Raw genomic sequence first — 20,526 nt, 5'->3', positions numbered from 1 at the left:
TTATGTTTTATTTTTGAATACAATTTTGATTTCTCCATTAGACATTATTTGTGCTTCTATTGCTTCTCTTAACGAGTTTATCGATTTGCTGAAGCCATCAGGGTCGGTAGTATCCATACTATAGCCATCAAAAAACAGAATACGATTATTATCTATGAAGAAAAATCTAAAAATAACAGCACTCGCGTCTTGAGGAAGAATTAGAAAGGAGTTGAATATCTTAGCATCCTTTGTCTTGGGATCTCGAAGAATTAGAAAACCCCAGGACTGACAATTATAGAAATGGTTGCAGCACTTATTTAAAAAATCTGATCTGCTTTCTGCAAAACATTCTCCATTACCTCTCTCGATAACGTGATAATAGGTTTCATACAATCCAAAGTTTCCCAACCTGTAAGAAAATGGAATCTGTGAATTTGGTTTGAAAAACTCCTTCGAATCCTTTTGTAAGGAAATAAAATAATCCCTATCTATTTCATTGTTATTAAAAGAAATATGTTCAATCTGATTAAGTTCAACATAGGAATGAGCCTCTTCTATTGTAGCTCCATGGTCGATATAATATTTTATAACAGAAAACATTTCTTTTAAATGTGGGGTAGTTTCTTTATGAAGCCCATTTTCATCATAATTGAAGAAATATTCAGTCTTGGGAAAAGTGTGACTTACAAGAATTTCGGAACCAAATGGAAGTTCTTTGTCTATTGGATAAATATTTTTTGCAAGGCTATCGCTTTTGTTTTTCTGCCGTTTTACAAATTTTAGACTATCTCTGTTTTGTCTACCTTTGGCAATCTCTAAATAGTGCATCCAATATCTTGCGCTATCTTTTAATATCCTTCGTGCTTCATCATTGCTTAACTTGTATTTATTAGGAAAGTTCTTTAATTCATTCCTTGGAAATTCATGAGAATCAATCAAGGAATCCTTTTTTAGGGAGATTTTTTTTTTTGTTTCTGTGTTCTCCACTTTATTTTTTTTCTCTACACAAGAAATCGAAACACAAAAAGTAAGAAACAGTAATATTTGAACTCCTTTTATCATAGCGTATCACTGCAGTTTTCTTGTTGAGCTACATCGGTGGAATGAAGGTGTCCGTCATGATAATTATTTTCATCTTGAATAATCAAGTCCTGTATTGATGATAATCCTTCGTCTTCATAAATTAGGTCATGAAAAACATCATTGCCGATTCTAAACCTTTTGAAACCAAAAGCATTAAGTGCTAAAATAAAGTTGACGTTGTCTTCTTGTGCGGTAAAATAATCAGTATCTAAAGCTTCTCCATTTACGTGTTCGGCACTTGGATAGCAGCTACCATCAATATATGCAAAGCCCTGGCATATAACGTCTTCATTAAATTGTACTAAAGCTCCTATAACAGCAGCAGTCAGCAAGGGATTTGCATACAATCTAAGCGTATTACGATATTCCAGCTGAAAACCTAAACTCTGATTTTCAAAGAAATTGGTTAGATCGCCATTTCCTGCTGTTGAAGAAGATGTTACAACCCTAACCAAAAACTTTTTCTTTCCCTTGTTGTTATATCTGCGAATATTAAAATTACCCTCAGTAACAACGTCTCCTGAATCATTTTGATAAGAAAAAGTGGCATCAACACCAGGCACATTATCATCTGTGTAGTCTTCAGTTTGGGTAAATCCTGCTGGGATATTGGGAATCTCACCATTATTTCCTCTTCTTCTTTCCATTTTATTGGTCATCTCTATAGCTGCGTTAAAAACATCTGTAACCAAATTGTTACTATCCTTATATTTGAAATAGAGGTTTTGAACACCTCGAATAAGCGCGAAATCAATGTTATCGTTGATTTTTATACAACCGTTCTCATAAGTATAAAATTCTATATCATCCGCTATTCCTGTAGTGACATTAATATTCTCAGAAAACAATCGGGAACTAAAAAACTGATTATCCCTGGAATACACAGTAATAGGATTGCCGTTATGTGTAGGAGTAACTATTTGAGGGGTGTTTTGAACAAGCAGCATCCCCTGAAGTTGTAATGTATATTTAAAATATCTTTTGGAATCATTATCAGCAAAAGGATTATTTGCATCTGGTTCTAGATGAATGTATCTATCGTGATAGGCGTTCAAAGAAGTGCTACTTTTAATTGAGGCCAATTCATCTAGGCTTAAACCCAAAAGCATCAAGTTCTCCTTGTGGTTCTTTCCTACATCAGCGCCTGGAATACCTATGCTTTTGTAAAAGTTAATACTAGGAATTCTTATATTTTGTCCTGATAAGCTATAAGACCTACATATGATATCAGTTCTATCTAGCAGTTGAGAGACTCTATAATCTCCACTATCTAGATTTAATTTCTCTTGGAAAGTATTAATGAATTCTTTTTCCGAGGTTTTAGCTGTATACTCATAACCTATCCTAGAATAGAACAAAACATTCCGATTATCCCAAAAAGCACCAGTATTCATTGTCATTCCAAAATTTCCAGTGCCTCTGACGTCATCCAAAGGTTCCCGTATATAAATTGGGTGTGAACTTTTGGTCTCTTTAAATACTGCAGAAGTCTCTCCAAGGTTTGGAATATCAATAGAACAAAATGCTGAATCATAGTATTTTTCATTTCTTAATACAGTAACTGGAGCACTTGCATTATGTTCTTGGCGGAAATAGTATAATTGAATGATATTAGCTACATTATTTCGATTTGTCCCTGTGCCCTCATTTAAAAAATTAAATCGAATTTCTTTACTCCAGTCCGTCTCCGTTATGCTTTCAGAAACATTGGTATTTATTTCATCGCCTTTGATATATTTTGAATTCCTTCTACGATGTTTGAAAAATGTATTTGGAATAAAAACGATTGGCCTTAAATTATCGTCTACCCTAAATTGAATAAAAACTGAATTGTTATCATCTTGACTGGGTTGGCTATCCTGAAGAGTAATTATCGGCCAACTATTTGTCGAAAAAGGAATCGCTATAGGATTTACGTCCTGGGGATATTTAATTCTCAGAGAATTTCCAGAACCATCATCATAGTTTTCGTAAAGATTGTATGAATATCCTTTTTCGCTTCTTATGTCTAGGTAAACTTTGTTGCTTGTATAAAAGTTAGAAAGTAATTTATTGTAAATGAATTGATTACTTGTTCGGTTTGCAGAAGTGATTTTCACGACTTTATCCGGATTGTATTCGGAATAACGAACTCTTAGATAACTATGTAGTCCAAAAAAAGCAGCAGGGTCAAGAAAATTCAGAATTTCTTCACGTTTTGTTTGTAGAGCAAAACCAACAAAACCGGTGGTGTCCACCACATAATTTCCTCCACGTACATAAGTCAAGTCTACCACAAATCTATTTGTCCGTAAAATAACCTCAAAACCAATCTTATGGGTAGTGGAAAATGACCCAATCCATTCCCCTTCTTTTACATATATTGATTTTACCGTAGCATGGGTATTATTCAAAATATCTTCTACGTTTGTACTTCCTGAAAGAGAATTATCATCAAATCCGATAGTTCCAAAACTTGTATCGGTTGGGGATTCATCCCAGATCCTTGAAATCAATTCGTTGTTGTTAGCTGCCTGAACTACAATGTCATTACCACTTATTAAACTACTTTTAAGCACCCCTCTATAAACATAGTATTGGATATCTGCTATTACACCATCTTGAAAACAAGGTTTTAATAGTAGATTTACTAGTGTAGGATCAACATCCGACTGTTGCACTATCATTGTGGAGCCTTGAACCGCAAATACTTTAGCTTCTTGGCTTAATTGAAATTTTGAAGTGACATTATATTTTGTTGATGGGTCAATGCTATCAGGCCCAAATGCATCTTCAGGTAATTGTGTGGATAACGTATCTTGATCGATAAAGAAATGCATTCTTACTTAGAATTTGGTTATGAACAACGAAAGTTTATAGAAATCGTAGAAGTAATTTCTTGAAGATTTAGAATCTGTGCTTCCGTAAAAAAGAAAAAATCTGCCATTGGAACACCATGTTGTGAAATGGCATTAACTTTAGCAGGAGTATGAAAAAGAGAAGACCAGATCTGGGTTGTACTACATTAATTTCTCCATAAAGTTATAGAAATACTGAAATTAACACGATGGTTTTTCCCTCATTTTTTGTGAGAATCGTAAATTTAACCTTTGGTTAAGAATAAGAACATAAATATGGGCCCCGTTTTTTGAAAATATAGCATTTTCAAATCCAATGAAGGCAAAAAAAAGACTTCCGAAGAAGTCCTTTAACTTTAGTATTCAACAATTGATCAGATACTATATGCTCTGAAAGAACCGTTGATAATGGTCAGGGTCTTGGTTTCGTCTTCACCCGAGACGATAGTGCCCGAAAAGGTACCTTCCACGTACTCGCCATCTTTTTTGGTAATCACCAGAGTTCCTTCATTTGCAAAATCAAAACTGAAACCCATACTATCGGACGAAAAGGCAATTTTATAATCCGCGCCAAATGTGTCCGTAAGGGTATAGGTGCCTTTTTCAAAATCTACAGGCACCCAAATGCTGATATCCATATCACCTGGGTCTGTTAGACCAACACCATTATTGCCATTAAAGGTAATATTGGCTGATTCAGCAGTAACGATATCCCCAAAATTGTAGTCATTGCCCGCTGCGGTAAATTTTATAAAAGTATCCGAAGTCGGCGATTCGTCATCATCCTTGTTGCAAGATGTCAAGGCAGCACTTGTAGTTGCCAGAAATACCAATAGGAGAAACTTAATTGTTTTCATAGATCGGGGGTTTTAAGATTTTTATGGGTTCACAACGCGGGAGCCCTCCCACTAGTGTATTCTGTAAAAGCAAATATGGCCCAAAACCAAAATTTGAGGGTTTTTCCCTCAAATCCGGATTGAAATTGATTTTAAACCTTAAGTTCTGTAACTTACGTGAGAATTTTTTCTATAAAATTTATCGAGACTAAGTTGCACAAAGTTTCCCCAAATTTATGCCGGTCGTCCTCACTTCTTATGGTGCAAGTTGTTCACCGTTTAATTGCCTTAAATTGATAAAAAACATCTGTCTCCTTGTAGGAATAATCAATGTGACAATATGAAGCAAAACGTCCGAATTCTGATAACGGATAATCACCCCATGACCGTAAAGGGTTATGCCCTATTTCTTGAAAATATAGAAATGGGATATCGTTTTGATATTGAGTGCGCGTTATCCTGTGATGATGTTCTTGATAAAATGAAGAGGCACAAGTATAATTTCTATGACCTAGTTTTGTTGGACATCGGTTTACCGCCTTCCAAGGATTATCTGATTATTAGCGGAGAAGATCTAGGTATACGGATACGCTCCAAGTTCAAAGCCACCAAAATCTTTGTACATACCGCCTTGTGCGACCACCAACGGATCTCCAATATTTTCAAATCTTTAAGGCCCGAAGGGTTTGTGATAAAATCGGATTTGCATCCAGCAGTATTCAAGGACGCTATCAATAGCGTTCTAAAAGGACAGTGTTATTACAGTGAACAAGCGAGCAGATTAATTGGTGACAACCAGCGCGACGACCTATTTTTGGATGCTTCGGATCGGAAAATATTATACCATCTTTCGAAGGGTGAAAGGATGAAAGACCTCCCCGGATACATCCCCTTGGCAATGGCCACCATCGAACGGCGCAAAAAGAACCTAAAAATACGATTTGGCATTCCCGATGGAAATACCAAACAACTTTTAGATATTGCAAGGGCAAAAGGATTTATATGACCTGACCAAACCAACAATGAAAAACTACTGCCCCATCTAAAACCTGATGCCTTATCCCTTCATTAAAAAACATAGCCCAAAAGCCAATATAAAATAATAAACAGCACCAAAAACCCGATACAACCGCATTTTCCTCCCCCGAGCTTTTTTGCGCCCCAGCCCGCCAATAACGCCCTAATGATATTTTTCATTCCCCAATAATTTGTAAGGCCATAAAACTATGTAGAATTACGGTCACTTAATAATTCAAACATCCCTTCTGTTAATCCAATTGATATATGGAGTAATATACAACCTATCCCTGCAATGACCTGATTACCTAAGGCAATTTACCCCCAAAATCGAACCAAAGTACAATGGGGTCACTATCGTCCCCCTTATGATGCGCAATGGCCCCTTTTTGTGATGAAGGTCCCAATTTATCCGCTTGTTTAAACTTTGTCCCTATCGGAGGAATCTCATAGAGGAATGAAATATCCCCCTCCGGGAAGGGAGGGGCCACACCTCCCGCAATGTGTTTGGGATCGGCAGGTGTATACAACCGTAAAAAAAGACCGGGTGTTTCCGTGATGATTCGGATCGGGAATTCCTCTGTTCTTAATTCGGCCCAAAACAAATTGCCATGGTACCCCTTGAATTCAGGGTAAATAAGATTGTCAAAACTGGCCCCGGTAATGGTATTGTTGTATTCCTTTTCCCAAACCCCTATTTCGGCACCCTTGGCCCTATTTTTCCAAACACGGTATGGTCCCTGACCCATCCATTTGATCCCTTTTACCTTGTCCTCGGGATAATTAAAGGAAACCCCGATAAAATCAAGGTCATCTCCGGAAAAATGAAGTGGACTTACTTCCAATCGCAATAAGCCGGTTGGCATTAATTTCCATTGTACTCTTTCCGGATAGGTATTATACTGGGTTTCCAAAATAAAACTGCCCTCTTTATCCATCCACCATTGTACATCCTTTATCTGTGTTTTAATCCCCACAGGAAGTGGGCCACCATTAAAGGAAATCGGTTTCTTCTGAAAAGATACTTCTTCCAAATGGCCATTTTCCTTGTTGAAGACAAAACCGAGTTTATTTACATTGACCTTAAGGCCATTTTCCTCTTCTACAACTTCAATCTGCCCTTTTCCCAGGTTCGATTCTATCTGTTGAAGCAATTCACGTGCAACTTGTTCCGGTTGTTTTATAGGCCAGTTCCAGGTATATATTTCCATACCTTTGTTATCCGTAGCAGTAAACGAAAAAATAGCTCCTTGCTCCATATTTTCAGGGATTTCAAGCTGAAGATACTTTGTCTCCCCAGGAGCGATATCGGGCCCCTTTGTTGTACCTGAAGCCAAAACCATGGTTTCACCAAAAACGGGAGTGGATCGGATTTCCCAGGAAAAGGTACATTGATTTAAATTGGTATACATATGGGTATTGGTGAGTGCCAGTTTTCCATCAAAATTGGAAGTGATGGTCCGTGGACGAATCTGAACAGGGGACCATATTTCCTTTATGGTGTAAAAGCTGCCTTCCTTTTCCCGGTACGGGCCAACAATCCCATCCGGGGCGTGGTTGCCATCGCTATCCAGTGTATTGCCCTTATCCCTCCTCGCTACCGCCTCATCTGAAAACACCCATAGAAAACCGCCCGAAAACATGGGGTGGGCCGAATAGTTCTTCCAAAAATCATCCAATCCTGCACCATGTCCCCCATCGTAAAGGCCATGTAGGAATTCGGTAGGCATAAAGGGCTCATAACCATGGGCCAAACGGTTGATTCCATAATCATACGTAGGATAATGCCGGGTGTCCACCCCATTCCGTTTGAGCCAAGGATAGATTATCGGCCGTTTCTGTATATCATAGCTATGGAACCATTTTTCGTTGGCAAAATCCCATCCCCCCTCGTTTCCGTGATCCCAGATGACCACACTGGGGTGATTTGCATCCTTCAATATCAATTCCTTGATCAATTTGGGTCCGACTACCGTATCATAGGCATCTTGCCAACCGGTAAGTTCGTCGAGCACAAAAAGTCCCAGGGAGTCACAAAGTTCAAGAAAACGTTCGTCCGGGCCGTAATGGGACATCCGAACGGCATTCATATTCATCTCCTTCATCAGCCGAATATCCTCCAAATGATTTTCCTCGCTTAACGCCCTTCCCGTTTCCGGCCAAAAGGAATGCCTGTTTACCCCTTTAAAAACAACTCTTTTTTCATTTACATAAATCCCATCATTCTCCCGGAGTTCAACTGACCGAAAGCCGAAACGCTCCTTTTTTTGATAAACCACCTTATCCTTCTCCAACAGTTCAACAAGGGCGGTATATAAATGCGGTGATTCTGGATTCCATGATTTTATAATATTGAAACTTCCCGATATCATCAGCTCGTTCTTTCTTCTTTCAAACGATTTGGACAAGATTTCCCCAACACGATTCCCTTCCGGGGAAAACAGGGTAATTCGAGCCGACCCATTGGATATGGGTTTATTGATGGTCAAAAGTGTATTGAATTCACCCGTATGTTTTGCATTAATGGCTGTTCTTGTAAAATGACGGTTGGGCAGGACTTCCAAAAACACCGGGCGAAAAATCCCTCCAAAAATCCAGAAGTCGGCTTGGCGTTCTGCCCTATTTACGGATTCGTTGGCCGAATGTTTTGCCACGTCTACTTCCAAGATATTCTCCTGACCATATTTCAACAGTTTCGTTATGTCATATTTGAACCTATAAAACGATCCTTGGTGCATTTCTCCAGCGGATCTGTTGTTAATGGTAACTTTGGTGTCCGTCATGGAACCGTCAAAAACGATGTTTACGACCTTTCCCTTCCATTGGGTCGGCACTTGAAATCTATGACGGTACAGTCCGTGTTCCTTCCCTAATTTCCGGTTCCCGTTTCTGTGATCATGGCCATAATTGTAGGTGCCAAATCCATGTAATTCCCAATTGGAGGGTACCGGAAGTTTGGACCAGACACCACTTTTGGCTCCATCGGTTACCATAAAATCCCAATCCACGGTATCCGAGGCATCCTTACCGGACAGGTATACCCGTTTGTATCCATAATCCTCCTGTCCCCATATGGGAAAAGAGATTCCTAGAAGCGTAACCCACGTAATGACGATATACCGAAAAGCGCTAAAACCCGGCATATCGAAAAACGCTATTTTACCATGCTTTTTAAAAGAGATGTTATTCATTTAGGTGTAATTGAGAAATAAAAGGTGTTGAACCGATTTTGATAGAAAATGATCAATAGTACCATTTGAAAATGAACTTGTGTCCACTCGTCAACAATACGACCAACACTATTTTCCTTTTTACATAGAAAATTAAAAAATCATCCCAACTGTAGGAAAAAAATGTATCCCAAAGATTTAATCATAGGCCTTAGCCACTTGTTGGGAACTTCCCAAACCATCAATTCCAAGTTCTACGACATCGCCCGGTTTTAAATAGCGTGGCGGGTCAAAGCCTAGTCCCACGCCAAAGGGTGTGCCTGTGGAAATCACATCTCCGGGCAAAAGGGTCATAAATTGGCTGATGTAACTTATGGAAGTAGGAATATCGAATACAAAATCCGAGGTATTGCTATTTTGGAGCGTCTCCCCATTGACCTTTAACCATAAATCCAGATTATGGGGATCTTCAATTTCATCCGGGGTGACAATAAAGGGTCCTATAGGTGCAAAGGTATCGCAGCTTTTACCCTTTACCCATTGTCCACTACGTTCAATCTGGTATTCCCGTTCGCTATAATCGTTGTGCAGCACATAACCCGCCACATGGTCCATGGCCTCCGATTCCGAAACGTAGGATGCCTTTTTGCCGATAATTATGGCCAGTTCTACCTCCCAATCGGTCTTAGTGCTTCCCTTGGGAATGATTACATCGTCGTTGGGACCGACCATTGCCGAAGTGGCCTTAAAAAAAAGTACGGGCTCCTTAGGGATTTCCATCCCCGCTTCCTGGGCATGCTTGGCATAGTTTAAACCGATACAGATTATTTTTGAAGGCCGGCAAAGTGGTGCTCCCAATCGCATGGAGCTATCCACTTTTGGGCAGGAGTCACTATTTTTACTTAGCCAATCCTTCAACCTAATGATGCCATCACCACCAAAAAATTGTTCGTCGTAGTCCTGTCCAAAGTTCGAGACGTCCAAGCGATCGCCATTTTCCAGTTGCACTCCGGGCTTTTCATTTCCTATAGCACCAAATCGAATTAATTTCATATGTCCTTGATTATTTAGGTTTTTAGTTTCCGTTCAATCGTATAAATCCACCGTCAATGGGAAAGTCGGTTCCCGTAATAAATGAGGCCTCGTCGGAACAAAGATAGAGTACCAAATCGGCCACTTCTTGTGGATTCGCCATTCTACCGATGGGTTGGGTCTTTGACAATTTCTCAAACATCTCTTCCTCCTTTCCCGGAAAATTTGCCTTTAGATAGCCGTCCACAAAAGGCGTATGTACGCGGCCCGGAGAAATACTATTGCAGCGGATGTTATATTCCAGATAATCCTTGGCCAAGGAATACGTCATGGTCAAGACGGCACCCTTTGAGGCCGAATAGGCAAATCTGTCATTGATCCCTACCGAAGCGGCTACGGAGGCCATATTAAGAATTACCCCACCTTTGGCTTTCATATGGGGCATAACACAGTGGATACAGTTATAAACCCCCTTTATATTTACGTTGTAGATTTTGTCAAAATCGGCCTCCGTGGTGTTTTCCACATCGCCAATATGCGCAATACCCGCATTGTTGATTAGTAGATCTATGCGCCCCTCGGCTGCAATTTGATTCACTTCTTTTTTTACTTCGGTTTGATGGGCAATATTACAAGTATGCGCTTGCGCACTACCTCCATTTTTTTGAATCTCTGCCACCGTTCCGTTAGCCTTACTTTCGTCCAACTCAAAAATATGTACTTCCGCACCCTGAGCAGCCAATGTTAGGGATATGGCATGGCCAATACCACTGCCACCTCCCGTAACTATTGCTGTTTTGTCTTTTAGATTAAATTTCATAAGTGTTTAACTTTTTGGGATACTGTCCGAAACCACAAAATAGGACTTAATTTCCTCATCAATACCATTTTCGATGACTAGGTCGGGATTTTTGGATTTCAGTTCCTCAAGGGCAGATTCGGATACCTGGGTTCCCCAAATATAAAGGCTTTTTAGGTTTTCCCATTCCTTAAAAAACGAAATGCTCCGGTCTCCGATATCCGTTTCATAAACCTTCAATAAACGTAGTTTCGATAAATTCCTCAGCGTATCTACCTGAACGTCCGTGATTGGCGTCCTATCGATTTCCAGCCACTCCAAATTGGGGCAATTGGCCGCAAAGCCCAGTTCCTTTTCCCCTATGGGCAAACCGCTTAAATCCAATTCTACAATGTTCCGGTTCACGGGAGCCAAATCCAAAAGCATCCGGGCATCATATTGGGGGGGCATATATACATTTACCTTTAAGGCATCAGTTGCCCCGGCCAAGCGGGTAATGGTCAAATAATCGGAAGCCAGATTGCTCAATGTGGAGTCCGCTACTTTTGGAAGTGCGGTCCATTTTTCCATGGGGTCCGGTTCCATCATCTCCTTGATCAAGACCGCCAGGGGCTGAGAACCTTCTAAATGGTTCAATCGCAGGGTATCCGAAGCACCTAGGGCAATCCATTGTTCCAAGATACGTATTTCATTATCGGCCAAAGGCCGCTCCCCTTCGGGAGGCATATGCTCTTCATCCTCCATCGGCAAATACAAACGCCGTATCATTTCACTCTCCTCCGGGTTTCCCGGAATCAGGGTATTTCCACCTTCACCACCTTTTAATAGTCCGGCCAAATCGGTCATCAACAATTCACCCTTTTTCTTATTCGGATTGTGACATTTTACACATTTTTCCTCCAAAATCCGATTGACCACATGCCCATAGACCAGTGGGTTTTTGGGAATGATATCTTGCTTCTTCTCTTCCGGCAACGCCAAAAAATCCTGACCATGTGTAATCATTCCCCCATAATGCCCAGTTAAAACAATGAGTCCGACGATGACTACTTGTATAATCTTGGTATAGATTTGTTTACCGATTTGCAATCCCTCCAAACCATACCAAAGTGCCGCCAACAAAGCCAGCGCTCCTCCCAGCCATTGGTGCCAGAAAAGCAAATCGCCCTTGCTGCCGGTCTCCTTTCCGAGAAAGAATCCGGAAATGGCGGTCAACAAGGCTGAAATCACCGCAATGGTCAATAAAATCCTTGGGATTTTCTTTCCTGTTAATCCCAAAAAAATGGCAATCAAAAGAAGTACTATTGGGAAGTGGAGTATCAAAGGGTGCCAGCGCCCGATCCAGGCCACAAGCACCGGCAGCTCAATGTAGGATTCGAACAACAAACAAAAAATAAGGAATACGGAAAGTCCAAAAACGACATAATCGACCTTTCCATTTTTAGGGGTATATGTCATTTTTATGCTAAAAGGTCTTTGACCACATGCCCCGCTACATCGGTCAAACGAAAACGACGGCCTTGATATTTATAGATGAGTTGTTCGTGGTCCAGACCCATGGTATGCAATAGGGTCGCGTGGAAATCATTGATGTGAACGGGATTTTCAATTACGTTGTATCCGAATTCATCGGTCTGCCCATAATTTAGTCCCGGCTTTATTCCACCGCCGGCCATCCAGATACTGAAGGCACGGGGATGATGGTCGCGCCCATAATTATTGGGATCAAATTTGCCCTGGCAATAGTTGCCCCTACCGAATTCACCGCCCCAAATGACCAAAGTATCCTCCAACATACCGCGTTGCTTTAAATCCAGGACGAGGGCTGCGGAGGCCTTGTCCACGTCCTTGGCCTGGCCGGCCATCTCATCATGTAGATTACCGTGTTGATCCCAACCCTGATGGTACAATTGGATAAACCGTACACCATTTTCGGCCAACCTACGTGCTTGTAGGGCATTTGCCGCATAGGTCCCAGGTACCTGGCAGTCCTCACCGTACAATTTGATTATGGATTCCGGCTCTTTGGAAATGTCCATGACATCAGGAACCGACATCTGCATACGGTAGGCCATTTCATACTGTGCTATGCGGGATTCTATTTCGTCATCTCCGGTCTCAACGTGATGCAATTTATTCAAGGAGGACACGTGATCCAATAAATGCCTTTTATCCGAACGTGACAGCCCATCCGGGTCGTTTAGGTATAATACAGGATCCTTGCCCGAACGCAACAATACGCCTTGATGTTTAGAGTCCAGAAAACCACTTGACCATAATTTGGAATAAAGCCCTTGGCTATTGCCCTTCCCCCTGGAAGTCAGGACCACGAAAGAAGGTAAATTTTTGTTTTCGCTTCCCAATCCGTAACTCATCCAGGATCCCATGCTAGGGCGGCCCGAAATCTGGCTGCCTGTTTGGAAAAAGGTTATGGCGGGATCATGATTTATGGCTTCCGTATGCATACTCCTTACTACTGTGATGTCATCGGCAATTTTGGCCGTATGCGGAAAAAAATCACTAATCCAAGTTCCACTTTCGCCATGTTGTTGAAATCCAATTTTTGGAGGCATTAAGGGGAATTTATCCTGATTGGCAGTCATTCCCGTTAACCGTTGTCCCATACGAATCGATGCGGGCAAATCCTGTCCCATACGTTTGCGAAGGGTTGGCTTGTAATCAAACGTTTCCAATTGGGAAGGTGCCCCTGCCTGAAACAAGTAAATAATGCGCTTGGCCTTTGGGGCAAAATGGGGAACCCCCAAGGGTCTGGCGGCTACATTTTTGGTTTCTCCCTTAAAAAGGTCAGGAATCAAAAGTGAGCCCAAGGCCAAAGAACCAATGCCCACACTCAATTGCGAGAAAAAATGTCTTCGGTTAACCTTTAACGAAGGTTCTTCCTTTTGTTCATGATGATGGTGTGACATGACTATTATTCTTTTGTTATGGTCTCGTCTAAATTATAAATTACTTGGGCGGTCAACATTAAGGCTGCCGTTTTAACCGGATCCACTTCTAATTGTTCATATTCTCCAAGTGCAACTAATTTTTCGGCATCTTCCGTATTGTTCAAATAGGTTTCAAGTGCGTCATGATAGTAACTGTCCAAAGTATACAACTCCTCTTCCTTGGGCGAACGCACCAAAATGCTTTGAAATAGATTCTCCACGATGGAATCGTTATCTTCCTCCGTAGTCAAGGTTCGTTGGGCCAACACCCTTGCGGCTTCCAATATTTGTATGTCGTTCTGCAAGGCCAGGGCCTGAAGGGGTGTATTGGTTTTCTGGCGACGAACCTCACAAAAATCTCGGGTAGGGGCATCAAAGATGGTCATGCTCGGAGGTGGTAACGTACGTTTCCAAAAGGTGTATAGGGACCTTCTATATAAATCATCCCCTTCGTCCGGAATATACTTTGTCAAGATACCTCTATGTCCCCCTGCGTTGGTCTCTTCCCAAAGACCGGGAGGTTGATACGGTTTTACGCTGGGGCCACCAATTTCGGTATTCAAAAGGCCACTTGAAGCCAGAATATAATCCCGTATCATTTCGCCACTCATACGGAATCTTGGTGCCCTGGCCAACAACCGGTTCTCGGGATCTACTTTTTTAAGCTCTGGGCGAAGTTCGGATTTTTGCTGATAAGTAGCCGAAAGCATAATCTTTTTGAGTAGATATTTGATGTCCCAATCGTGCTCCATAAAATCGGCTGCCAACCAATCCAAAAGTTCGGGATGGCTGGGCAGACTACCCTGCACCCCAAAATCCTCGGAGGTTTCCACAAGTCCCTGGCCAAAGAGCATTCCCCAAATACGATTCACGAAAACACGTGCAGTCAAGGGATTGTTTTTGTCCGTCACCCATTGGGAAAGGCCCAATCGATTTGAAGGATACGCCTCGGGAAAGGGAAAAATCGTTTTTGGTGTATTAGGTTGTACCGAATCCGTAGGTTGGTCATATTCTCCCCTATTTAGAATATGGGTAGTTTTTGGGGCGGAATCGTTCATCACCATTACCTTAATCTTAGGTGTCTTTTTCATGTTGATGAAAGAAAGTACGTCCTCGGTCTCCTCAGCGGATATTTCTATATACGGAGGATCCGCGAAAAACTTTCGCTTGGCCGCCTGTACCGCATCCATCTGAAGTCCTTTTTCATTAACTTGATTGAAAAACGCAAAGAGCTCGAAGTAATCCTTTTGGGAGATGGCATCATACTTATGATCATGGCAACGGGCACATTCCAAGGTCATTCCCAAAATACCCTTGCCCAAGGTATTGGTACGATCCAAAACATAATTGGTCCGATATTCCTCTTGAATAACCCCACCTTCTTGGGTTATCGGGTGGTTTCTGTTGAATCCCGTGGCCAGAATTTGTTCCTTGGTAGCATTAGGCAACAAATCGCCTGCCAATTGCCATGTTAGGAAATCGTCATAGGGCATGTTTTCATTGAAAGCATGGATGACCCAATCGCGCCAAGGCCACATGGTACGGTAGCTATCGTCCTGATATCCGTGGGAGTCGGCATAACGTGCCACATCCAACCAAGACTGCGTCATACGTTCCCCATAGGCGGGAGATGCCAGAAATTTGTCAATAATTTTAGCCATAGCGACTTCGGAAGTATCGGTCAATAACTTTTGTACCTGCTCCCTTTGGGGAGGGAGTCCGGTAAGATCAAGGCTTACCCTACGTACCAAGGTTTCCAAAGAGGCTCTTTCGGAGGGAAGCACATTATGTTCTTCCAGTTTCTTAAAGATAAATTTATCTATTTCGTTCTGTGCCCCGTCCAAAACTTCCAATGTGGGCACCTCTTTTTTTACCGGGGAAATGAAGGCCCAGTGTTTTTCAAATTTCGCCCCTTGCTGTATCCATTTTTTAATCAGCTTTTTCTCGTATGAATTCAGCTTCAATTTGGAATCCGGTGGCGGCATCATCAGATTCGGATCATCCGTCATGATATGCCCATACAGCAAGCTCTGGCCAGGTTTCCCGGATACCAAGGCATATTTCCCAGGGTTTTCCTTCAATTCCAAAAAGGCAGTCTCTTCCAGATCCAATCGCAAACCTGCCTTGCGTTTGTTGGCATCAGGGCCATGACAGGTATAGCAATTGTCCGAAAGTATGGGTTTAATATGGAAATTATAATCGACAACATCAGGTACCTTAAGATCGGCATACGCATCCTGTCCCTTGTTGAAAATACCCGCTTTAAATGCATACAACAATGACAACAAAACTGCTAGAATAGCAATAATGACTATTTTCTGTTTCATAGAATTTCTTTCACATCCTCTTTATCCATCGCGAATCCATAAAGTTAGTGAATTCCTTAGTATTGCCACAAGGAGCAAATTGACTATTGCCCGTATTTTTGTTAGAAAACCAACCTATTTGCAAAAAATAGAGAAGTTTGGCAGCGTTATCCAAATATTTAAGTTAAAATATCGGGTTTTAACTATGCCCTACATTTTTAATGGCAAGCCAAGCCATTAACCCACCTCCTATTTCCAAGGCGTCCTCATCGATATCAAAAGTCGGCGTATGCAGCCCAGATTGGATTCCCTTTTGCGCATTCCCTGCCCCCAACAAATAAAAACAGGAGGGATTCTTTTGGGAATAATAGGCAAAGTCTTCCGCAGCCATCCAAGGTTCTATATCTACCACATTTTTGCTGCCGAGATATTCACTTGCGGCGGATTTCATATCCCGGGTCAGATCGGTATCATTGGTTAGGTAAGGATACCCATGGTTAATTTTGAGTTCACAATCACCTCCCATACCTTCCGCAATGGATTTGACCAATTTTTCGAGTTTCTGAAGGGCTTCTTTTCTCCAAACCGTATCAAAAGTCCGAAATGTACCTTCTATATGGACCTCATAGGGAACGACATTGATAGCGCCATCCGCAATTACTTTTCCAAATGATAATACCGAGGGGGTTTGCGGGGAAGCCATACGACTTACCAATTGCTGTGCGGCCACGATTATGTGCGATGCAATGAGCACCGGATCAACCAACCTTTCCGGCATAGCGCCGTGACCGCCCTGTCCTTTGACCGTCAAGAAGAGTTCATCCATACTGGCCATAAATTTACCCGAACAGAAACCCACCTTACCTATGGGAAGGTTTGGTTGTACATGTTGCCCTATATGGGGAAGACGGCCCAAATCCTGATATACCTTTTCCCGCATGACCAAAGAGGCACCTCCAGGGACTACTTCCTCTCCAGGTTGAAATAACAGTTTAATACTGCCCTTTACATCCTTTTTTAGTTCCCATAAAATTTTAGCACACAACAAGAGTGAGGCACTATGGGCATCATGCCCACAGGCATGCATTATCCCATCATTCCTGGAAGCATAGGACGCTTTATTCTTTTCATGGATGGGCAATGCATCCATATCTGCCCGTAATACAACGGTTTCCCCTTTTCGCTCTCCTTGGATCGTAGCCAAAAGACCGGTTCCTGCAACCGCTACAATATCCGTAATCCCAATGGCTTGTAGCCTTTCTTTGATATAACGGGATGTGTTGTATTCCTGAAAGGACAGTTCCGGATTTTGATGCAAGTGGCGCCTGACCGCTACAAACTCAGGAGCAAATTTTTGGGCGAGCGATTTGATGTTTTCACGTACGTCCATTGCCCATTTTCATCACCATAATACTAATCAGCGACTTGCGTAACCGCTCCATAGCCTACAAAATTTCTTATGAGGGAGATTCAATTATTTTGTAAAAACCAAATCGAACTTGACCACCACATCATCCCCGACCACAATTTGCCCGAACATTGCCGATGGAGGTTCCATATCGTAGTCCTGAAGTTTTATGGGTTTCTCTCCTTTTATTTTGAGTTGACCACTGGCATTGGTCATTTCCGTCTCGATTTCCACCTCTTTTTCATGTCCGGCAATATTTAAAGTCCCTACCACCGAAGAACTACCCTTTACTTCCTTGAGCTTAAAGGTAACCTTGGGATGATCTTCCATTTTAAGGGCATTGTGCGTTTTCTTATCCATTGTAGCGCCCCGCTCACTTTTAATGTCTGCTACGAGCACTTCAAAATCTATCTCCTTTGGGGCCGTTCCTTCCGCTACCAACTTGCCATCCATGGTATTTGCCGTGACCGTCCAATCATGAAGCGTGGAAGTACCATCAATGGTTAGGGTGCTCCCCGAGGAAAGCGTATAGGTTTCTTGAGCGAAACCTACGAAGGTAATACTTGCTAAAACTAAGGTTAGAATATTTTTTTTCATTGCTATGTAATTTAATGTATTGATTCACTATTATAAAACCTCCTTCCCAGGTCCTGGAATACTGTAATTCCCATCTTCCAAAGGAGCGTTGGGCATTTTCATGTCCCAAGTAATCGGGCTGGGTACTATACTCAAATTGGACGTTTTCGCCTTATCTATTGCAATGACCTTGCCAGATTCAATGGCCATACGGCCCATGATGGTAGCCATGGTACTCTCCGCCCCATAGTCGGTATTATTGACGTAGGGATGCATCCCTTGTATCGCACCGATAAATACGTCCTGTTCTATTTGGGAGGAAGAAGGGTCTTCCCGATCCCGATAGCGCCAAAGCACATTTCCCTTATTGTCCAAAAACTGAAACCGTTCGTCTGCCCGACCGATCGTACCTTGTATATTGAAGCCCATTCGGTTATCGCAATTGTCCATCTGTCGACATTGTACATGAAGTTTGGTACCATCGGCATATTCAAATTCCACATAATGATGGTCGAAAATCTCTCCATGGTCCGGGCCCTCTAGCATAGCCCTACCTCCCATTCCACTTGCTTTTACGGGATAATCCTGTTTAACCCAATTAATGACATCGATCTGGTGAATCGCCTGCCCGGCCAACTGTCCGCCCCACAACCAGTTGAAATAGTGCCAATTGCTTATTTGATATTCCAATTCGGTCTGGCCTTGTTTCCTGGGATACACTGTTGCTTTTCCCACGTTGTAATAAACATCCGTGGAAAGGATTTCGCCAAGTTCCCCATCGTGAATCTTATTCACCATTTCATTCATGGCAATTTCATAACGAAACTGTAGCCCTACCACTACATTCAATTTTTTTTGTGTTGCCTGTCTTCCCGTTTCCAATACTTTTCGATACCCTGGGGAATCTACCGCCAAGGGTTTTTCCATAAAAACATGTTTATCCGAGGCAACGGCATGCTCAAAATGCTCAGGGCGAAATCCGGGCGGAGTTGCCAAAATAACCGCATCACATTCGGCAATTACATCCTTGTACGCTTCAAGGCCTAGGAACTGGTGTTCTTTGGGCACGTCAACCTGATCAGGAAAATCTTTGGAAACCCTTTGAAGACTGGAATCCATTTCGTGTTGAAAAACATCCCCCATCGCAACCAGTTGAACGGATTTGGAAGCGGTCAATGCCTGAAAGACTGCCCCAGTGCCGCGACCACCACAACCTACCAGACCCAATTTAAGACGCTCCTGGCCCAAAACATGGGCGCTGGAAAAAACGGGAAGCTGGGCAAAAACCAAACCTGCCGCAGCCGTTTTGGCCGAAGTTTTTACAAATTTCCTACGGGTAGTCGATTTTGGGCGTTTCATCTCTTAGGGACAGGGGAGTTAATGTGTTCCATCTTACAGGACACCCCAACATTTACAATTATTCAATATCATATTACATTGAAAACTTTCTTCTTTTGGCCTATCTATTCATCCAACACCCTTTGCCAGAACTTTTTTTGCTCCTCCGGCGTGGGCTGTTTTGCTGGGCTTGCCAAACGCATACCTATATAATTACTGTCTGTAAACCACCAAAAACTTTTGGGTATTTGGGGATCACGTTTCTGTAATTTTAAGCTGGATGACGATCTACTTGCGGAACGTAGTTTATCCGCATCATCATCCCATGAACCTCCTCTAAAGACCCTTGGGTGAATGACTGTAGGGGTCATCCAAGGATTATCCGGATCTAAGTTAGCATAGGCGTCTTCCTTATATTCATCCAATGTCCATTCGGCGGCATTCCCATGCATATCGTACAGTCCCCATGGGTTCGGTTTTTTACTCCCCACTTTGGCGTATTGATTATTCGAATTTTTGTAATACACCGCATAGTCATCCATACTCTCCACATTATCCCCGAAGCTATACGGCGAATCCGTTCCTGCCCGGGCGGCATACTCCCATTCCGCTTCCGTGGGCAAACGATAGAATTTTCCGGTTATCGCGCTCAACCATTTGCAGAAGACCAAAGCGGAATACGCGGACATACTTACGGCGGGGTAGCCATCTTTTCCCATACCATAAGACGGGTCTTCATAAGGGGGGCTAGGTCTTGTGATCGCATCTATTTTCATGACCTGGTCATCGTCCAATTTCACGAACAACTCTTGATTCTGCTTGAAAAAGAGCTCAAAAACCTCCCAAGTAAGCTCATACTTTCCCATATACATGGAATCTATCTTGACTTTTCTTTGGGGGCCTTCGTTCGATTTTCTATCACCTTCGGTTTCAGGGCTCCCCATCATAAATTCACCGCCTGGAATCAACACCATTTCAAAGCTTATCTCGGTAGCCGGGATTTTTTCCGTGTAGTCCAAGGAAACGTTCCCTTCCATTGGAGGTGTTGTTTTTTCTGCCTTGTCCTCCCCTTCATCGGACACTGCACTTACCGATTTGCAGGAGGAGAATCCCAAGGCCAATAGCAGTGTTAAACCTATAAATTTGGTTAAGTTTTTAGTTGTAAATTCCATTGGTTTCGTTTCGTTAAAAGTA

Annotated in this window: 15 protein-coding genes; 1 reads left to right on the top strand and 14 read right to left on the bottom strand. The window is 42.2% G+C overall.

Annotation, left to right across the window (positions count from 1 at the left end):
- From ACO06Y_RS08875 to ACO06Y_RS08865, 3 genes are all read right to left on the bottom strand, one after another.
- On the bottom strand, nt 1–1,044 hold the full coding sequence (locus ACO06Y_RS08875) for a hypothetical protein (RefSeq protein WP_422083486.1): 1,044 nt from the start codon (nt 1,042–1,044) through the stop codon (nt 1–3).
- Nucleotides 1,041–3,884, bottom strand: a complete 2,844-nt coding sequence (locus ACO06Y_RS08870) for a hypothetical protein (RefSeq protein WP_422083485.1) — start codon at nt 3,882–3,884, stop codon at nt 1,041–1,043. The genes ACO06Y_RS08875 and ACO06Y_RS08870 overlap by 4 nt, the downstream gene beginning before the upstream one ends.
- 392 nt (nt 3,885–4,276) lie before the next feature.
- Nucleotides 4,277–4,759: a hypothetical protein gene (locus tag ACO06Y_RS08865; protein WP_422083484.1), complete on the bottom strand. Its 483-nt coding sequence runs from the start codon at nt 4,757–4,759 to the stop codon at nt 4,277–4,279.
- Between the two features lie 319 nt (nt 4,760–5,078).
- Here ACO06Y_RS08865 and ACO06Y_RS08860 point away from each other — a divergent pair, with 319 nt between their 5' ends.
- Entirely contained in the window at nt 5,079–5,744 is a 666-nt protein-coding gene (locus ACO06Y_RS08860; protein ID WP_422083483.1) for a response regulator, read from the top strand.
- Between the two features lie 62 nt (nt 5,745–5,806).
- Here ACO06Y_RS08860 and ACO06Y_RS08855 read toward each other — a convergent pair whose 3' ends face one another.
- The 11 genes from ACO06Y_RS08855 to ACO06Y_RS08805 all read right to left on the bottom strand — a co-directional run bounded on the left by ACO06Y_RS08855 (nt 5,807) and on the right by ACO06Y_RS08805 (nt 20,504).
- Complete coding sequence (locus tag ACO06Y_RS08855; protein WP_422083482.1) at nt 5,807–5,935, bottom strand: hypothetical protein; 129 nt, start codon at nt 5,933–5,935, stop codon at nt 5,807–5,809.
- A 128-nt stretch (nt 5,936–6,063) separates the two neighbouring features.
- Complete coding sequence (locus ACO06Y_RS08850) at nt 6,064–8,946, bottom strand: glycoside hydrolase family 2 TIM barrel-domain containing protein (RefSeq protein ID WP_422083481.1); 2,883 nt, start codon at nt 8,944–8,946, stop codon at nt 6,064–6,066.
- A gap of 177 nt (nt 8,947–9,123) precedes the next feature.
- Nucleotides 9,124–9,978: a fumarylacetoacetate hydrolase family protein gene (locus ACO06Y_RS08845; protein ID WP_422083480.1), complete on the bottom strand. Its 855-nt coding sequence runs from the start codon at nt 9,976–9,978 to the stop codon at nt 9,124–9,126.
- A gap of 22 nt (nt 9,979–10,000) precedes the next feature.
- Nucleotides 10,001–10,777: an SDR family NAD(P)-dependent oxidoreductase gene (locus ACO06Y_RS08840; protein WP_422083479.1), complete on the bottom strand. Its 777-nt coding sequence runs from the start codon at nt 10,775–10,777 to the stop codon at nt 10,001–10,003.
- Between the two features lie 6 nt (nt 10,778–10,783).
- Nucleotides 10,784–12,214: a c-type cytochrome domain-containing protein gene (locus tag ACO06Y_RS08835; RefSeq protein ID WP_422083478.1), complete on the bottom strand. Its 1,431-nt coding sequence runs from the start codon at nt 12,212–12,214 to the stop codon at nt 10,784–10,786.
- Nucleotides 12,215–12,216: 2 nt separating this feature from the next.
- Nucleotides 12,217–13,683, bottom strand: a complete 1,467-nt coding sequence (locus tag ACO06Y_RS08830) for a DUF1501 domain-containing protein (RefSeq protein WP_422083477.1) — start codon at nt 13,681–13,683, stop codon at nt 12,217–12,219.
- A gap of 5 nt (nt 13,684–13,688) precedes the next feature.
- Nucleotides 13,689–16,031, bottom strand: a complete 2,343-nt coding sequence (locus ACO06Y_RS08825) for a PSD1 and planctomycete cytochrome C domain-containing protein (RefSeq protein WP_422083476.1) — start codon at nt 16,029–16,031, stop codon at nt 13,689–13,691.
- A 178-nt stretch (nt 16,032–16,209) separates the two neighbouring features.
- Entirely contained in the window at nt 16,210–17,400 is a 1,191-nt protein-coding gene (locus ACO06Y_RS08820; RefSeq protein ID WP_422083475.1) for a M20 metallopeptidase family protein, read from the bottom strand.
- 84 nt (nt 17,401–17,484) lie between these two features.
- On the bottom strand, nt 17,485–18,015 hold the full coding sequence (locus ACO06Y_RS08815; RefSeq protein ID WP_422083474.1) for a YceI family protein: 531 nt from the start codon (nt 18,013–18,015) through the stop codon (nt 17,485–17,487).
- 30 nt (nt 18,016–18,045) lie between these two features.
- Nucleotides 18,046–19,353 carry a Gfo/Idh/MocA family protein gene (locus ACO06Y_RS08810; RefSeq protein WP_422083473.1) on the bottom strand — a complete coding sequence of 436 codons (1,308 nt, stop codon included), beginning with the start codon at nt 19,351–19,353 and terminating at the stop codon, nt 18,046–18,048.
- Between the two features lie 104 nt (nt 19,354–19,457).
- Nucleotides 19,458–20,504 (bottom strand): formylglycine-generating enzyme family protein, encoded by a 1,047-nt coding sequence (locus ACO06Y_RS08805; RefSeq protein WP_422083472.1) that lies wholly within the window; start codon nt 20,502–20,504, stop codon nt 19,458–19,460.
- Nucleotides 20,505–20,526 lie beyond the last annotated feature (22 nt).

The sequence above is a fragment of the Ulvibacterium sp. genome (assembly GCF_965228935.1).
GTDB lineage: Bacteria > Bacteroidota > Bacteroidia > Flavobacteriales > Flavobacteriaceae > Ulvibacterium.
This window is presented reverse-complemented; position numbering and strand designations above follow the sequence as displayed.

Excerpts from the sequence above, each read along its gene's own strand:
- ACO06Y_RS08875 (WP_422083486.1), bottom strand. The coding sequence starts at position 1,044 with ATGATAAAAGGAGTTCAAATATTACTGTTTCTTACTTTTTGTGTTTCG.
- ACO06Y_RS08870 (WP_422083485.1), bottom strand. The coding sequence starts at position 3,884 with ATGCATTTCTTTATCGATCAAGATACGTTATCCACACAATTACCTGAA.
- ACO06Y_RS08865 (WP_422083484.1), bottom strand. The coding sequence starts at position 4,759 with ATGAAAACAATTAAGTTTCTCCTATTGGTATTTCTGGCAACTACAAGT.
- ACO06Y_RS08860 (WP_422083483.1), top strand. The coding sequence starts at position 5,079 with ATGAAGCAAAACGTCCGAATTCTGATAACGGATAATCACCCCATGACC.
- ACO06Y_RS08855 (WP_422083482.1), bottom strand. The coding sequence starts at position 5,935 with ATGAAAAATATCATTAGGGCGTTATTGGCGGGCTGGGGCGCAAAAAAG.
- ACO06Y_RS08850 (WP_422083481.1), bottom strand. The coding sequence starts at position 8,946 with ATGAATAACATCTCTTTTAAAAAGCATGGTAAAATAGCGTTTTTCGAT.
- ACO06Y_RS08845 (WP_422083480.1), bottom strand. The coding sequence starts at position 9,978 with ATGAAATTAATTCGATTTGGTGCTATAGGAAATGAAAAGCCCGGAGTG.
- ACO06Y_RS08840 (WP_422083479.1), bottom strand. The coding sequence starts at position 10,777 with ATGAAATTTAATCTAAAAGACAAAACAGCAATAGTTACGGGAGGTGGC.
- ACO06Y_RS08835 (WP_422083478.1), bottom strand. The coding sequence starts at position 12,214 with ATGACATATACCCCTAAAAATGGAAAGGTCGATTATGTCGTTTTTGGA.
- ACO06Y_RS08830 (WP_422083477.1), bottom strand. The coding sequence starts at position 13,683 with ATGTCACACCATCATCATGAACAAAAGGAAGAACCTTCGTTAAAGGTT.
- ACO06Y_RS08825 (WP_422083476.1), bottom strand. The coding sequence starts at position 16,031 with ATGAAACAGAAAATAGTCATTATTGCTATTCTAGCAGTTTTGTTGTCA.
- ACO06Y_RS08820 (WP_422083475.1), bottom strand. The coding sequence starts at position 17,400 with ATGGACGTACGTGAAAACATCAAATCGCTCGCCCAAAAATTTGCTCCT.
- ACO06Y_RS08815 (WP_422083474.1), bottom strand. The coding sequence starts at position 18,015 with ATGAAAAAAAATATTCTAACCTTAGTTTTAGCAAGTATTACCTTCGTA.
- ACO06Y_RS08810 (WP_422083473.1), bottom strand. The coding sequence starts at position 19,353 with ATGAAACGCCCAAAATCGACTACCCGTAGGAAATTTGTAAAAACTTCG.
- ACO06Y_RS08805 (WP_422083472.1), bottom strand. The coding sequence starts at position 20,504 with ATGGAATTTACAACTAAAAACTTAACCAAATTTATAGGTTTAACACTG.